14 protein-coding genes are annotated in these 13,248 nt (G+C 62.8%); 7 read left to right on the top strand and 7 right to left on the bottom strand.

The window, feature by feature from the left end:
• The first annotated feature begins 254 nt into the window (after positions 1 to 254).
• Positions 255 to 1,229 carry a thioredoxin-disulfide reductase gene (gene trxB / locus NKJ77_RS25740; RefSeq protein ID WP_023671971.1) on the top strand — a complete coding sequence of 325 codons (975 nt, stop codon included), beginning with the start codon at positions 255 to 257 and terminating at the stop codon, positions 1,227 to 1,229.
• An 80-nt stretch (positions 1,230 to 1,309) separates the two neighbouring features.
• Complete coding sequence (locus NKJ77_RS25745; RefSeq protein ID WP_023671970.1) at positions 1,310 to 2,206, top strand: LysR family transcriptional regulator; 897 nt, start codon at positions 1,310 to 1,312, stop codon at positions 2,204 to 2,206.
• Positions 2,207 to 2,228: 22 nt separating this feature from the next.
• On the opposite strand, the gene NKJ77_RS25750 is transcribed toward NKJ77_RS25745, so the two are convergent.
• The 3 genes from NKJ77_RS25750 to NKJ77_RS25760 all read right to left on the bottom strand — a co-directional run bounded on the left by NKJ77_RS25750 (position 2,229) and on the right by NKJ77_RS25760 (position 6,611).
• Complete coding sequence (locus tag NKJ77_RS25750) at positions 2,229 to 2,726, bottom strand: methyltransferase family protein (RefSeq protein WP_023671969.1); 498 nt, start codon at positions 2,724 to 2,726, stop codon at positions 2,229 to 2,231.
• Positions 2,727 to 3,451: 725 nt separating this feature from the next.
• Complete coding sequence (locus NKJ77_RS25755; RefSeq protein ID WP_023683761.1) at positions 3,452 to 5,503, bottom strand: elongation factor G; 2,052 nt, start codon at positions 5,501 to 5,503, stop codon at positions 3,452 to 3,454.
• Between the two features lie 247 nt (positions 5,504 to 5,750).
• Positions 5,751 to 6,611: an alpha/beta fold hydrolase gene (locus NKJ77_RS25760; RefSeq protein WP_023831397.1), complete on the bottom strand. Its 861-nt coding sequence runs from the start codon at positions 6,609 to 6,611 to the stop codon at positions 5,751 to 5,753.
• A 147-nt stretch (positions 6,612 to 6,758) separates the two neighbouring features.
• Here NKJ77_RS25760 and NKJ77_RS25765 point away from each other — a divergent pair, with 147 nt between their 5' ends.
• Both NKJ77_RS25765 and NKJ77_RS25770 read left to right on the top strand, forming a co-directional pair.
• A complete protein-coding gene (locus NKJ77_RS25765) occupies positions 6,759 to 7,310 on the top strand; it encodes a methyltransferase family protein (protein ID WP_023683763.1) in 552 nt (183 codons plus the stop codon).
• Between the two features lie 48 nt (positions 7,311 to 7,358).
• Positions 7,359 to 7,754 carry a (R)-mandelonitrile lyase gene (locus tag NKJ77_RS25770; protein ID WP_352535923.1) on the top strand — a complete coding sequence of 132 codons (396 nt, stop codon included), beginning with the start codon at positions 7,359 to 7,361 and terminating at the stop codon, positions 7,752 to 7,754.
• A gap of 59 nt (positions 7,755 to 7,813) precedes the next feature.
• On the opposite strand, the gene NKJ77_RS25775 is transcribed toward NKJ77_RS25770, so the two are convergent.
• The gene (locus NKJ77_RS25775; RefSeq protein ID WP_023831396.1) at positions 7,814 to 9,016 is read right to left on the bottom strand and encodes a pyridoxal phosphate-dependent aminotransferase; all 1,203 of its coding nucleotides are present in this window, start codon (positions 9,014 to 9,016) and stop codon (positions 7,814 to 7,816) included.
• A gap of 274 nt (positions 9,017 to 9,290) precedes the next feature.
• Between NKJ77_RS25775 and NKJ77_RS25780 the strand changes: the two genes are divergently transcribed.
• Together NKJ77_RS25780 and NKJ77_RS25785 are read left to right on the top strand one after the other, a co-directional pair.
• Positions 9,291 to 10,190, top strand: a complete 900-nt coding sequence (locus NKJ77_RS25780; protein WP_352535924.1) for an EAL domain-containing protein — start codon at positions 9,291 to 9,293, stop codon at positions 10,188 to 10,190.
• Positions 10,187 to 11,047 carry an EAL domain-containing protein gene (locus NKJ77_RS25785; protein WP_023831394.1) on the top strand — a complete coding sequence of 287 codons (861 nt, stop codon included), beginning with the start codon at positions 10,187 to 10,189 and terminating at the stop codon, positions 11,045 to 11,047. Before NKJ77_RS25780 ends, NKJ77_RS25785 begins: the two co-directional genes overlap by 4 nt.
• Positions 11,048 to 11,147: 100 nt before the next feature.
• Here NKJ77_RS25785 and NKJ77_RS25790 read toward each other — a convergent pair whose 3' ends face one another.
• Both NKJ77_RS25790 and NKJ77_RS25795 read right to left on the bottom strand, forming a co-directional pair.
• On the bottom strand, positions 11,148 to 11,348 hold the full coding sequence (locus tag NKJ77_RS25790; RefSeq protein WP_023748189.1) for a hypothetical protein: 201 nt from the start codon (positions 11,346 to 11,348) through the stop codon (positions 11,148 to 11,150).
• A 230-nt stretch (positions 11,349 to 11,578) separates the two neighbouring features.
• On the bottom strand, positions 11,579 to 11,791 hold the full coding sequence (locus tag NKJ77_RS25795; RefSeq protein WP_015316174.1) for a cold-shock protein: 213 nt from the start codon (positions 11,789 to 11,791) through the stop codon (positions 11,579 to 11,581).
• Between the two features lie 297 nt (positions 11,792 to 12,088).
• Here NKJ77_RS25795 and NKJ77_RS25800 point away from each other — a divergent pair, with 297 nt between their 5' ends.
• Positions 12,089 to 12,415, top strand: coding sequence for a hypothetical protein (locus tag NKJ77_RS25800; RefSeq protein WP_023831393.1), 327 nt, complete (start codon positions 12,089 to 12,091; stop codon positions 12,413 to 12,415).
• 162 nt (positions 12,416 to 12,577) lie between these two features.
• Here NKJ77_RS25800 and NKJ77_RS25805 read toward each other — a convergent pair whose 3' ends face one another.
• Complete coding sequence (locus NKJ77_RS25805) at positions 12,578 to 13,159, bottom strand: methylated-DNA--[protein]-cysteine S-methyltransferase (protein WP_023695753.1); 582 nt, start codon at positions 13,157 to 13,159, stop codon at positions 12,578 to 12,580.
• Positions 13,160 to 13,248: the final 89 nt, after the last annotated feature.

Raw genomic sequence — 13,248 nt, forward strand, 5'->3', positions numbered from 1 at the left:
CGGTCTCGGCTTAGCGCAAGAATCTTTCGCGCTCTCGTCCTTAAACGACTTTTGTGTCGATGCCAGCCCTTTGGTCGGGCGATTTCGCAACCGTAACGAAAGCGGCCATTGCGCGAATAAGCCTGTAGGCCGAAGCTTTCCGGGGACGACGGCCTGATCGTCTTGCTGGTGTGGTTGGCAACCCTTACATTACCAGCAACATTTCACGTCGTTTTCCAAGGCACACTCGATTGTCTGCCCCGCAGAGGCTTTAGATGACCACCAAGCACGCGCCTGTCCTTATCATCGGTTCCGGCCCGGCCGGCTATACGGCGGCGGTCTACGCCGCGCGCGCCATGCTGAAGCCGATGCTCGTCGCCGGCCTGCAGCAGGGCGGCCAGCTGATGATCACCACCGATGTCGAAAACTATCCGGGCTTCGCCGATCCGATCCAGGGCCCGTGGCTGATGGAGCAGATGCTGAAGCAGGCCGAGCATGTCGGCACTGACATCGTCAACGACATCATCACCGAGGTCGACCTCAATGTGCGGCCGTTCCGCGCCACGGGCGATTCCGGCACCACCTACACGGCCGATGCGCTGATCATCGCCACCGGTGCGCAGGCGAAGTGGCTGGGCATCCCCACCGAACAAACCTTCATGGGCTTCGGCGTGTCGGCCTGCGCCACCTGCGATGGTTTTTTCTATCGCGGCAAGGATGTCGCTGTCATCGGCGGCGGCAATTCGGCGGTGGAGGAGGCGCTCTATCTCTCCAATCTGGCGAAGAGCGTGACCGTCATCCACCGGCGCAACGATTTCCGCGCCGAGCGCATCCTGCGTGAGCGGCTGTTGAAAAAGGACAATGTCCGAGTCATCTGGGACACGATCGTCGACGAGATCACCGGCCGGCCCGGCAAGACGCCGCTGCCGCCTTCGGTCGAAGGGCTGAAGCTCAGAAATGCGATGACCGGCGAGGTCAGCCATCTCCAGGTGGACGGCGTGTTCGTGGCGATCGGCCATGCGCCGGCGGTGGAATTGTTTGTCGGCAAGCTGAAGCAGAAGCCGAACGGCTATCTGTGGACGGCGCCGAATTCGACCCGCACCGATGTGCCCGGCGTGTTCGCCGCCGGTGACGTGACCGACGATATCTACCGTCAGGCGGTGACCGCCGCCGGGCTCGGCTGCATGGCCGCGCTCGAGGCGGAAAAATACCTGGCCGGCATCGAGGTGCACCGCGAAGCGGCGGAATAAAATCTATCAAGACGGCGTCGCAAGCCGTTCAAAAGCCTGATTTTTCATTCAGACGCCAAAAACAGAACGAGGGGAACTCAATGGCGTTGGACTGGGACAAGCTTCGCGTGTTTCACGCAGCGGCGGAGGCTGGGTCGTTTACCCATGCCGCCGAGACTTTGCACCTGTCGCAATCGGCGATTTCACGCCAGGTCAGCGCGCTCGAACATGATGTCGGGGTGCCGCTGTTCAATCGCCATGCCCGCGGCCTGGTGCTGACCGAGCAGGGCGAAATGCTGTTCCGCACGGCGCATGACGTGCTGATGAAGCTGGAGACCATCAAGTCGAAGCTGACCGAGGCCAAGGACCGTCCCTCAGGCGTGCTGAGGGTAACGACCACGGTCGGGCTCGGCGCCGGCTGGCTGACCGAGCGGGTGCAGGAATTCATCGAGCTCTATCCGGAAATCAGCCTGCAGCTGATCCTGGCCAATGAGGAACTCGACCTCACCATGCGCCAGGCCGACTGCGCGATACGGCTGCGCCAGCCGCAGCAGCCCGACCTTATCCAGCGCCGCCTGTTCACCGTGCATTTCCACCTCTATGCCTCGCCGTCCTATGTCGGCAAGCACGGCAAGCCGACCTCGGTCGCCGATCTGAAGAACCATCGCATCGTCACTTTCGGTGTGCCGGTGCCGTCGCATCTGTCGGAGCTGAACTGGCTGGAAACGATCGGCGATTTCGACGGTGGGCAAAGGGTGCCGACGCTGCAGATCAACGACATCTTGTCGATCAAGCGCGCCGTGCAGGGCGGCGCCGGCATCGCCATGCTGCCCGACTACGTGATCTCCAAGGAATCGGATTTGGTGCAGCTTTTGCCGGAGACCGAGGTGCCGTCCTTCGACACCTATTTCGCCTATCCCGATGCAATGAAGAACCAGGCCAAGCTGCACGTCTTCCGCGACTTCATCATCGCCAAAGCGCGCAGCTGGTCATTTTAAACATGCCCTTGGGAGGTGCTGGTCACCCCCGCCAAGGCGTCAGCCGTGGCAGCCAGCCGGGAACATTGCGGCGGTAGGTCTCGTATTCGCCACCGTAGCGGCGGGCGAGAGTCGGCTCCTCATAGAACCTGACGAAAGAGCCCATGACGATCGCGCCGATGGCGGCATAGGCAGCGACGCTCCAGCTTGAAAACAGCAACGCCTGGCCGAGGATGATCGACAGCACGGCGACGTACATCGGGTTGCGGACATGGCGGTAGACGCCGCCGATCACCAGTCTCTCGGTGGGTGCTACAGGCGCCGGCGTGCCCATGCCTTCGAGCGCGAAGCGGGCAAAGGAATGGACGAGCAGGGCGATGGCCGCGACGATTAGGATGGAGCCAGCCGGCACGAAGCCGGGCACCGTCGACAGCGGCAGACGGTAGCGGTCCGTCAGCAGCCAGGGCACCAGCCCGGCCACGACACAAGGTGCGGCGATGAAGAAGACCGCGCTGCCGGCGATCGCCTGGGGTGTCCGCATGTCAGGTCTCCCTTCTTCCGGCCGACCCTTCCCATCCCGCTGCCGCAAAAATAAACGCCTGCTGCCCGATTCAACGTCATTCGGCTTTTTGCCCGCGAGCGCGAGAATCAGCCCGACTTGCGGTTCTGCGAAGGCAACCGCACGGTCGCGCCATTCATTTGGCAACTTTTCGTGGTCCTATGGCCCCTAGACATGGGTTAGACCACAGCCTGTACCTTTTTGCATGCGTGTGTTGCAAAATAGATGCTTGTTTCTTGGGCATGAACAGCACATATATAGATCATCTCCTGGGCGCGTTCTCCTCCCATTAGCGCCCTCGAGTGTTCCCCTCTGGAGGTTAGCCTTAACAGGCACTTCCAATCAAACTCAGCCGGATCTTCATTGATCCGGCTTTTTTGTTTCCGGGCCTGCCGTAGCCAGCGAAAAATCGAGCAAAATCGCCGCGTAACAGTGACATGTAACCTCAGGTAACATGCCGCAGGCGCGATTCATCGTTTAAGCAGATCATAGGACGCGGTGTGGTTCGACCGGGAGATGGGGGCATCACTCGGAAGATCCGGGCTCAGGCGGCTACCGCGTCCGAACCTATTCGTCTGTCAGTGCCGCATGGCGCGGCGGATACGTGCGGCGGACCTGCCGTTTTCCTCCCAAGAAGACGGTCCGCAATAAGAGCGGCGTCCGGGTCATCCGGGCGCCGTTTTTTGTGCGGATCATCCTTCGGCCTGTCAGGCAGCCTTGCCGTTGGCGTTCATCGCCTCGTCGGCCAACCGACCGGTCAGCTCGGCCATGTGATCGAAGGCGCAACGATAGCTGGCGACGCCGGAGGTCGCCGAGCGCAGTTCGATGATCAGGTCGCCGATCTCGGCCTGCGGCATGGTCGCCTCCACGACATCCCATCCCGGCCAGTCAGGCCGCGCGTCGTAGCCAAGGATCTGGCCGCGCCGTTGCGGGATCAGCGCGATGATCTTCGAAGTGGCTTCGGACGGCGTGACGATCTCGACCTTCATGACCGGCTCGAGCAGCACCGGCGAGCAGGCCGCCATGCCTTCCTTCATGGCCAGCTTGGCCGCCATCTGGAAAGCCATGTCGGAGGAATCGACGGCGTGGTAGGAGCCGTCGGAGAGGTTGACGGCGACATCGACGACAGGGAAGCCGAGCGGGCCGGATTTCAGATAATCGCGCACGCCGGTTTCGACCGACTGGATGTAGGTCTTGGGCACGACGCCGCCGGTGATGGTGTCCGAGAACTGAAAGCCGGAGCCGCGCGGCAGCGGCTTGATCTCGATCACCACATCGCCGAACTGGCCATGGCCGCCGGACTGCTTCTTGTGGCGGCCGCGCTGCTGCACCGTCTTTCGGATCGTCTCGCGATAGGGGACGGCAGGCGCATGGCCTTCGACCGGAATCTGATTCTTGCCTTCCAGCCGCTCGCGCACGACCCGCAGATGCATCTCGCCATGGCCGGACAGCACGGTCTCGGCCGAGTCCTGGTTGTGGCGCAAGGTGAGCGAGGGATCTTCCTCGGCCAGGCGCTGGATGGCCGCCGACATTTTGACCTCGTCCTTGCGCTCCTTCGGCCGTAGCGCAAAGGCAAAGACCGGCTGCGGCGGCGTAAGCGTGACCAGCGGCTTGATACCGCCCTTCGTGGAACTCAACGTCTGGCCGGTCTTGACCTCGTCCAGCTTGCCCAACGCCACCGTGTCGCCGGCCTTGGCAGCGGTGAGCTTGGACTGGTCCTTGCCGAGCATCTTGTAGATGCCGGAGACCTTCGCCGTCTCGCCATTCGACAAATAGAGTTCGGCTGCATCGGCGATCTGGCCGGAGAGTACGCGCGACACGGACAGCTTGCCGCCATGCGCGGTGTGGATGGTCTTCATCACCTGGACCACGGTGTGATTGCCGTCGGGGACGCCGAGCCGTTTGCGCGTCGCCTCGACATCCGGTGCGTCATGGCGGATCGCCTTCAAAAGGCGCAGCACGCCGTTGCCTTTTTCGGCGGTGCCGATCAGCACCGGCGTTATGGCGCCGGCGCGCAGGTCGGCGGACAGATCGTCGAAAACCGCGTCTTTCGGCGGCTCGATCTCCTCCAGCAACTGCTCCATCAACTGGTCGTCATGGTCGGCAAGCGTCTCCAGCATGGAGAAGCGAGCCTCCAGTTCGCGCGCCTTGTCGTCAGTTGGAATTTCGGCAACCTGGCTTTCGGCATATTCGCGGTAGATGTAGGCGCGCTCCAGCGCCAGGTCGATCGAACCGATCACCACATTGTCCTTGCGCAGCGGAATCTGGCGCAGCAACAGCGGCGCCGCGCTCGTCGGCTGCAGCATCTTCAGCGTATCGCGTACGCCGGCGATTGCCTTGTCGACCTTGTTGAGGAACAGGATGCGCGGCACGCCGAGATCGTCGAGCTTGCGCATGATGAGCTGCAAGGCTGGGATCTTCTTCTCGTCGGCCTCGGCGACGACCACCGCGAGATCGCAGGCTGCCAGCACCGGCTCGGCCTCGAAGGAGAATTCGATCGATCCGGGACAGTCGACGAAGGTGATCTGCTCGCCCATGAATTCGGTGGTGGCAAAGGTCGCCTCGACGCTCATGGCGTGCGCCCGCGCCTCGGGCGAATGATCGGAAACGGTGCTTCCCGATGAAACGGGATTTTGGCGGGGGATGGCGCCCGTACGGGCGAGGATGGCTTCGAGAAGTGTCGTCTTACCGCTTGCAAAGGGACCGACTATGGCAATGCATTTCGGTCCCGTGCGTCGTCCTCCGGCGCGAGTACCCATGGCTGACCTCCACTCAGGCTTGGCCCTTGGAGTGCGATCAGCAAAAGTGGAAACGGTTTTGCGCCGATCGCACCCTGTCGTGAGCGGCGGCCGGCCTGTTCGACCGTCGCGGGGCGGGGTTGTTTCTCTTAGCCACCTGCCCAAGCCCATCGTCCCACGGGTTAGCCGGCAGGGCAAGGAAAATAGGAATCCGGTGCGCCGTCAGGCGGCCGAGGCAAGACCCCGGGATCAGAACCGTCCGGCGATTTCAAATTGCCTGGGTGCGGCGCGTGGGCGTGGCGGCTGCACTCTGCTTCACCACCATCTCGGCGTAGCGCGACAGCAACGGGTTGAACAGGTCTGGGCGTTCCCAGAACGGTGCATGGCCGGCGCCTGATATGACATGGCATTGTTCCCACAGCAAGCCATAGGCCACCGTCTCGAAGTAACTCAGCCGCACCAGCGGATCATGCTCTCCATTGATCACCGCAACCGGGAACGGGGCGTGCTCGACCACCTGTTTCTGGTCGGCGCCCTTGCCGGCAAACATGCTGCGCGCCACGCCGGCGCGAAGCCTGCCGTCGGTGCGCCTTATGGCTTCGCGGAAAGACGGACTGGCGGTATCGCCGAAGCAAAGCGCCTCGAAGCGCTCGATGTCGCGTTCGGAGTAGACCTTCTTGGAGGCCAGCAGCATGTCCCAGTTGGCGTGAAAGCCGCGCAGCATGCCAAGCGGCCCCCGCGACACCGGCGGCGCTCCGGTCAGCACCAGGCCGCTGACCGCATGGTGAAAGCTGGCCAGTTCGACCGCCACATGGCCGCCGAGCGACCAGCCGAAGATGATGGCGTGGCCGATGCCCAAAGCGTCGAGAAGCCGGGCTGTGGTCTGGGCAAGGCCGGTAATCGTATAGGCGGTCGCCGGGTCGCGGGCATCGGAGGACTCGCCGTGGCCGGGAAGGTCGAAGGCGATCAGCCGATGGCCGTCGGCAAGCGGGCTATCGAACTGACGGGCAAACACGGCGCGCGAACTGCCCGACCCATGGATCATGACGATGGGCATGCCGGACCCAGACGACTGGCTGAGGCGCAAGTCGGCCTGCGGCGTGCGGATGGTGCGGTGAGTGATGCTCATGCTGGATTAGACCTTGAGATTTGCCTGACCGCCAACATCGCATCGCTGGCTCTATATGTTCTTTAAACATGTGGTTAAGAAAGGATTTCTAAAGAGATAGCCGGCACGATCGCTGGCTCCATGGCAATCACGCGCGGAATCCCGACAATGGAACCAGTCCTCGATCTTCTTGTCTCGATCTGCAGCATCGCGATGCTTGGCCAATATGTCTGGTCGATGCGGGCGCATTTCCAATCGCAGGCGATGTCTCCAGGCGCCATGGTGATTTCGGCGGCGGTCATCGCCACGGCGCTGTTCTTTCTCGCCACCCTTTGGATCCAATCGCAGCCGGGTTCGGCAAAGCTCACCGGACTTGCCGTCGAACTGGCGAGCTCTGCCCTGTTCTGGTGGGCGATCGTCACGTCGCGCAAGGTGCGGCTGCGCTTCGTCTTCGCACCCGACGATCCGCACAGCCTGCTGACCCACGGCCCCTACGGCCATGTCCGCCACCCCTTCTATACGTCCTACATCGTCTTCTGGATCGGCTGGGGGATCGCGACCTGGTCGGTCTGGGCGTTGGTGCCGGTCGCCGGGATCGCTATCCTCTATGTGTTTGCGGCGCTGGACGAAGAGAAGAAATTTTCGCGCACGCCGCTGGCCGGAGCCTACGCGGACTATCGCGTACGTGCCGGCCTGTTCTGGCCTCGGCTGGGGTGGTAGCGAGCACCGGGGCAGGGTAGGTTCTACTGAACTCAGGGGTCACCAGAGATGAAGATCATTGCCTGCGGCAGCGTGCCGACCATCATCGCACCGGAGAAGTATTTCACCGGCCGCGTGCTGCAGACGCCCATCATCGAGAAGGAAGCGCCGGCGCGGCTCAGAGCTACGCTGGTCAGCTTCGAGCCTGGCGCGCGTACCCACTGGCTCACGCATCCGCTCGGCCAAACGCTCTATGTCACGTCGGGCGCCGGCCTTGCGCAGACATGGGGCGGGCCGATCCAGGAGATCAAGGCGGGCGACGTGATCTCGTTCGAGCCGGGCGAGAAGCACTGGCACGGCGCGGGTCCAAAGACGACAATGACCCACGTCGCCATGCAGGAAGCGCTGGACGGCGTCCACGCAGATTGGATGGAAGCGGTCACCAGCGAGCAGTATGGCGGCTGAGGTCTGCTCCTGACAAAAACCCGGCTCGAAGCCGGGTTTCATGTCTCGGTGCCGCCAGTTCAGGTCAGCGATGCCGTGAACCGCTGGATGCGCGTGCAGGCTTCCTCCAGCAGCGTCTCCGACGTGGCGTAGGAGATGCGGAAGTTGGGGCCGAGGCCGAAGGCCGAGCCGAACACCACCGCGACACCCTCGCCTTCGAGCAATTCGGAGCAGAAAGTCTCGTCAGTGTCGATTATCTTGCCGGCCTTGGTCTTCTTGCCAATCAGCTGGGCGCAGGACGGGTAGACATAGAAGGCGCCTTCCGGCGACGGGCAGGTTATGCCGCGCGCCTGGTTGAGCATCGACACGACGAGGTCGCGACGGCCCTGAAAGATCGCCTTGTTCCTGGCGACGAAATCCTGCGGGCCGTTGAGCGCCTCGACCGAGGCCCATTGCGCGATGGTGCAGGCGCCCGAGGTCTGCTGGCCCTGGATCATGTCCATCGCCTTGATCAGCTGGACGGGACCCGCGGCATAGCCGATGCGCCAGCCGGTCATGGCGTAGGCTTTCGAGACGCCGTTCATGGTCAGCGTGCGCTCGTAGAGTTTCGGCTCGACCTCGGCGATCGTCCTGAAGACGAAGTCGCCATAGGTCAGGTGTTCGTACATGTCGTCGGTCAGTGTCCAGACATGCGGATGCTTCAAGAGCACGTCGGCCAGCGCGCGCAGCTCGGCTTCCGTGTATGCGGCGCCGGACGGGTTCGACGGCGAGTTCATCAACAGCCATTTGGTCTTCGGCGTGAGCGCCTTTTCCAGCACGGCGGGAGTGAGCTTGAAACCATTGTCGATCGAAGTATCGGCGAACACCGAGGTGCCGCCGCAGATCGCCACCATTTCGGGATAGCTGACCCAATAGGGGCGGGGGATGATGACCTCGTCGCCTGGGTTCAGCGTCGCCATGAAGGCGTTGAACAGGATCTGCTTGCCGCCGGTGCCGACAATGGTCTGCTCGGGCTTGTAGTCGAGATTGTTCTCGCGCTTGAATTTTTTCGCGATCGCCTCGCGCAGCGGCGCGATGCCCGAAACCGGCGGGTACTTGGTCTCGCCGCGGCGGATCGCCTCGATCGCCGCATTCTTGATGTTGTCGGGCGTGTCGAAATCCGGTTCGCCGGCGCCGAGGCCGATAATGTCGCGGCCGGCATTTTTCAGCTCGCGGGCTTTCTGCGTCACCGCGATGGTGGCGGAAGGCTTTACGCGGGCAAGGGCGTCGGCAAGAAAGGCCATGGCCAGATATCTCCAGAGGGGTCGGCGCAACCGCAAACAGCTGCGGCGCCTCTCATGTCGCATCGACCCGGCAAGTGCAAGCATTGTCGGATGAGCCAGGGTCAAGGACCCGTGGAGATCGGCTTTTTGGAGCGCGTGCATGACGGTTTCACTCTGCGTTGCGGGCTCTGCAATCGACGCCTATCCCCGGCAAGACTAAATTCATCAACGGCCGCTAAAACCTTTGACGGCAGGATCGCCAGCCATTTCGCCTGTCTCGCGGAGCGAGGGACCCTTGTCGCGCAGCACCGGGCTTGCCCACATCATCCGTCACGATGACGGCACCGTTTCAGGTGTCTGGGGTCCCTACACGCTGCAGAGCGCCTTTCAGCCGATCTTCGCCTTCAAGGAGAGCAAGCTCTCGATCGCAGCGTTCGAGGGGCTGATCCGGCCGTTTCGTGACGGCGAGCCGCAATCGCCGATGAACTTCTTCCGCACCTGTCCGGCCGGCGACCGCCTGCACATCGAGGCGCTGACGCGCACGCTGCATTTGCTCAACGCCGGCGCCTGCCTGCCGCAAGAAGCTTCGATCTTCGTCAATTTCGACCCGTCGGTGTTCACCGAGCGCACCGTCGCCGACAACGCGTTGCGCGACATGCGGCTGGTGCTGCACGAAGCCGGGATCGATCCGCGCCGCATCGTGTGCGAGGTGACCGAGCAGAAGTCGGCGTCGCAGGAAACGCTCTACAGCTTTGTCGAGGCGCTGCGGGCCAATGGCTTTCGCATTGCCGTCGACGATTACGGCGCCGATGAATCCGACATCAACCGCATCAAGGAGCTCAAGCCCGACATCGTCAAATTCGATGCGCACTGGATCACGCAGCTCATGGAATCCGGCGCCGGCTTTGCCCTCTTGACTGCCATGGTGACGAACTTCGAACTACAGGGCATCCGCACGGTGTTCGAAGGCATCGAGGAAGGCTGGCAGCTTGAATTGGCCGAGAAATCCGGCGCATCGATGGTGCAGGGCTTCGTGCTGGCGAAGCCGGAACTGGCGCCGACCAGCTTTCGCGCTTTCGGCAAGGATGGGCAGCCATCTGTCGCGGCGGCCGAGCCTGGCAAGACGCCTGCCGGCCCGACTGCAGCGCCTCCGGCGCGGCCGGGCAGGGTGTTCGGGCGCAGGACCGGGCCATGACCGGGCAGCGCGAGAGGCGTCGCGATATCGGCGAAGCGATCTTTGCCGACGAGATCGGCATCGAATACGGCGTCTACGGCGCGTTCCGGCTGAAGAGCGCCTACCAGCCGATCTTTGCGCCACGCGGCGGCGCGTTGGCCGCGGTTGCCGTCGAGGCGCTGATCGAACCGCAGCGCGCTTCCATGCCGGTTGCACCGGCCATGTTCTTCGACAGTGTTGCGCCGGGCGACCGCCTGTTTGTCGAGACGATGTGCCGGATGCTGCATCTGAAAAACTTCCGCAACATCGGCGTCGACGGGCTCGACCTGTTCTTCAATTACAACCCGATGATCAACGATCATCTCGGGCGGGCGCTGGCCGAGATCCGGCTGATGACGCGGCATCTCGGCGATCTCGACCTGCATGCCGCCATGCTGGTCTGCGAGATCACCGAACAGGCGGCCGACGATAATGTGCTGGCCCCGCTGGTGCGCGAGATGCGGCGCCACGGCATCCGCATCGCCATCGACGATTTCGGCACCGGCCACTCGACCGCGGAGCGGATGAGCCTGCTCCAGCCGGATATCGTGAAGATCGACGGCGGCTGGTTCGCCGAATTCTGCCGCCACGCTGCCGCCGAGCGCTTCTTCCGGCCGCTCGTCTCGTCGCTGCACGATCGCGGCGCCAAGGTGCTGGTGGAAGGCATCGAGCAATCCGTGCATCTGCGCGTCGCGCTGGATGGCGGCGTCGACCTGCTACAGGGGTTCCATCTCGGCCGGCCGGCGCTGGCCGGCACGATCTTCAACCGGGAGCCGCTGTCGATCGAGGCGCTGCTTGGCGCCGACAACAAGGTGGTGCCGCTGCATCTACGGCGCTGATTTGTGCTCGCGCTTGCCGCCGCTTCGCGGCTCGTTCCGGACGGGACGCCAACGGGCGCGATGCCCGGTTGGGCTTGCGGCCTTCGGCCGTAGCGCGCATTCAAAGAGGGCGAACTCGGCCCGCGTGAAGTTCAGCCAAAGCCTGCTCGGCAAACTTATCCAGCCGGCCAGCCTTGGCGTCCGCCTCGATCTGCATATCCCACACCTCTGCCTGATACGCTGCGAACCATTTGGCAAAGGCCTTTAGTTCTGTGGTGTTCAGGGCTGCGATGGATCTTTCAATCTGTTCGAGCTTGGTCATGGGGCGAAACTAGCATGGCCATCGTCCAATTCCAGACAAACAAAAAGGCGGGATAAATCCCGCCTTCCCATTTTCGGTAGCCTGATCGGAGCTTTAAGTCCGGGCCGGCAGCTATCTGCTGATCCAGCTTGTCGGGTCTTTCTGCTCCAGCGCGCTTCTCGCGCGACCGTCAGTACATCCGTGACTTGCCGCGCGCCCCGAACTCTCGTCCGGCGCGCGCTATCGCAAAATCAGGCTGCCTTGCTCAGAGAACCAGCGGACGACTTGCCTGTGCGGCGGTCCTGCTCGATCTCGAAGTTGATTTTCTGGCCTTCGACCAGGGTCGACAGTCCAGCGCGCTCGACAGCGGAGATGTGAACGAAAACGTCCGCACCGCCCGAATCAGGCTGAATGAAGCCGAAGCCCTTGGTGGCATTGAACCACTTGACCGTACCAGTTGCCATATGAATAGTCCTCGCATTTGCTTTGGTTTGACCGAACCGAGGTTCAGCCGGTTTGTATCGAGATTTTGGAGATAGACGTCAGCAAACGCGAAGATCGCGAGGCCCGGATCGATCGGCCGAAATATCAATGGGGCTGATATAGGCGGGTTTCGCACCAAAAACAAGATGGCTCGAAAAATGGCGTTGCGGTGGCGCCGCCCAAAGGCCGCCCCAATCGCAGAAAGCGTCGAGCAATCGGGAAGACCGGGACGCCCGACGGCGTTAGTCCGGTTTTGGGAGACTGTCATGAAAACGGTTGTGAAAATCATTCTGCTTGCCGCCTGCCTGACGTTGTCGGTCGCCGAGGCGCAGGCGATCTCGCGCTACGACCCCACTCGTATGAGCTGCGACAGGGTGCAAGGCACGATCGCCCGCCAGGGCGCGGTCATCCTGCGCTATCAGTCCAGGCGTGTGCCGGGGCTGCCGCTCTTCGACCGCTATGTGCAGAGCCAGCAATTCTGCAATGTCGGCGAGGTCAGGAAGCGCGCCTATGTGCCGAGCGCCGACACCGAATCCTGCCCGGTCTATCTCTGCAAGCGGATCGAGAACGACCATTTTCACCGCCGCTTCCTGCGCCGTCATTAGGCATATTGATATTCAGGTGAGGCCGGCCTGCGAACGATGGTCTTCTGCGCGTCCGGTGCCCACGTACATTAAGTACGCTCCGCTCCGGTTCTCGAAGACCATAGTTCTCGGTGCGGCCTGACCTGAATCTCAACATACCCAGCCGGCATACCATTCAAGCTCTTAGAACCCGAACGAGACCTGCGCCGCCGGCGGCGGGCCGACGCGCACGCCTTCCATGGCCAGCATCTTTTCCTTGGTGGCCGAGCCGCCGGGCGCCGAGAAGCCGCCGATCTTGCCGCCCGCGGCTAGAATCCGATGGCAGGGGATGACCAGCGGCACCGGGTTGGCGCCCAGCGCTGCCCCGGTTTCGCGCGGCAGGCCGGCTTGGCCGGCGCGCTTGGCCAGTTCGCCATAGGTGGTGGTTTCGCCATAATGCAGTTTCCGTGCCGCGTCGTAGATGGCGAGACGGAAGTCGTCGACGCCGTCGAGATCGACCGGCACGCCGGAGAAATCGACGTCCTCGCCTGTGGCATACGCCTTGATCGAGGCGATCAGCTCGACCACCCATTGCGGCTGCCCAGTGTTCGCAGTCGTATTGGCGGCAGCACCGGCATGCCGCATCAGCCGGCGTTCCACCGCTTCGCGGCTCCTTTCGGGCAGGCAGAGCCGGATCAGGCCCTTTTCGCTCCAGGCGATGCCCATGAAGCCGATCACTGTTTCTAACACTGCGTGGCCGGCTGTGATCGAAGATGCCGTTTCCATGATGCGCTCCTTTCCGCAAACTGGCGAAAACCGGGATACCGACCGGTACATATGCAGAACAATATGGCATCTGAGCCTGGCTCTCGCCA

The sequence above is a fragment of the Mesorhizobium sp. M0052 genome (genome assembly GCF_040323255.1).
In the GTDB taxonomy this organism is placed as follows: domain Bacteria; phylum Pseudomonadota; class Alphaproteobacteria; order Rhizobiales; family Rhizobiaceae; genus Mesorhizobium.